Source organism: Enterococcus sp. NBRC 3427 (genome assembly GCF_007996925.1).
GTDB classification, from domain to species: Bacteria; Bacillota; Bacilli; order Lactobacillales; family Enterococcaceae; genus Enterococcus_B; species Enterococcus_B lactis.
Window position 1 is genome coordinate 1 of sequence record NZ_BJLL01000111.1, and the last position, 1,768, is coordinate 1,768.

Below are 1,768 nucleotides of genomic sequence, written 5' to 3' on the forward strand. Positions count from 1 at the left end.
AGACCTTTGAAAACTGAACAAAGTAAGACAAACCAAATGTGTAGGGCGTCTTGATTCAATTCAAGACAACAAACATTTTTAACAAGCAAGCAATATGCTAGCAAACAAATTGAGCTTAACAATCGCAAGATTGTTCGAACTTTTTATGAGAGTTTGATCCTGGCTCAGGACGAACGCTGGCGGCGTGCCTAATACATGCAAGTCGTACGCTTCTTTTTCCACCGGAGCTTGCTCCACCGGAAAAAGAAGAGTGGCGAACGGGTGAGTAACACGTGGGTAACCTGCCCATCAGAAGGGGATAACACTTGGAAACAGGTGCTAATACCGTATAACAATCGAAACCGCATGGTTTTGATTTGAAAGGCGCTTTCGGGTGTCGCTGATGGATGGACCCGCGGTGCATTAGCTAGTTGGTGAGGTAACGGCTCACCAAGGCCACGATGCATAGCCGACCTGAGAGGGTGATCGGCCACATTGGGACTGAGACACGGCCCAAACTCCTACGGGAGGCAGCAGTAGGGAATCTTCGGCAATGGACGAAAGTCTGACCGAGCAACGCCGCGTGAGTGAAGAAGGTTTTCGGATCGTAAAACTCTGTTGTTAGAGAAGAACAAGGATGAGAGTAACTGTTCATCCCTTGACGGTATCTAACCAGAAAGCCACGGCTAACTACGTGCCAGCAGCCGCGGTAATACGTAGGTGGCAAGCGTTGTCCGGATTTATTGGGCGTAAAGCGAGCGCAGGCGGTTTCTTAAGTCTGATGTGAAAGCCCCCGGCTCAACCGGGGAGGGTCATTGGAAACTGGGAGACTTGAGTGCAGAAGAGGAGAGTGGAATTCCATGTGTAGCGGTGAAATGCGTAGATATATGGAGGAACACCAGTGGCGAAGGCGGCTCTCTGGTCTGTAACTGACGCTGAGGCTCGAAAGCGTGGGGAGCAAACAGGATTAGATACCCTGGTAGTCCACGCCGTAAACGATGAGTGCTAAGTGTTGGAGGGTTTCCGCCCTTCAGTGCTGCAGCTAACGCATTAAGCACTCCGCCTGGGGAGTACGACCGCAAGGTTGAAACTCAAAGGAATTGACGGGGGCCCGCACAAGCGGTGGAGCATGTGGTTTAATTCGAAGCAACGCGAAGAACCTTACCAGGTCTTGACATCCTTTGACCACTCTAGAGATAGAGCTTCCCCTTCGGGGGCAAAGTGACAGGTGGTGCATGGTTGTCGTCAGCTCGTGTCGTGAGATGTTGGGTTAAGTCCCGCAACGAGCGCAACCCTTATTGTTAGTTGCCATCATTCAGTTGGGCACTCTAGCAAGACTGCCGGTGACAAACCGGAGGAAGGTGGGGATGACGTCAAATCATCATGCCCCTTATGACCTGGGCTACACACGTGCTACAATGGGAAGTACAACGAGTTGCGAAGTCGCGAGGCTAAGCTAATCTCTTAAAGCTTCTCTCAGTTCGGATTGCAGGCTGCAACTCGCCTGCATGAAGCCGGAATCGCTAGTAATCGCGGATCAGCACGCCGCGGTGAATACGTTCCCGGGCCTTGTACACACCGCCCGTCACACCACGAGAGTTTGTAACACCCGAAGTCGGTGAGGTAACCTTTTTGGAGCCAGCCGCCTAAGGTGGGATAGATGATTGGGGTGAAGTCGTAACAAGGTAGCCGTATCGGAAGGTGCGGCTGGATCACCTCCTTTCTAAGGAATATTACGGAGACTACACAATTTGTTTTTACTTTGTTCAGTTTTGAGAGGTTTACTCTC

Annotated in this window: 1 rRNA gene; it reads left to right on the forward strand. The window is 51.1% G+C overall.

The annotated features are described in order from the left end of the window. The first annotated feature begins 141 nt into the window (after positions 1-141). A 16S ribosomal RNA gene (locus ESP02_RS13060) occupies positions 142-1,702 on the forward strand. The last annotated feature ends 66 nt before the right edge of the window (positions 1,703-1,768 follow it).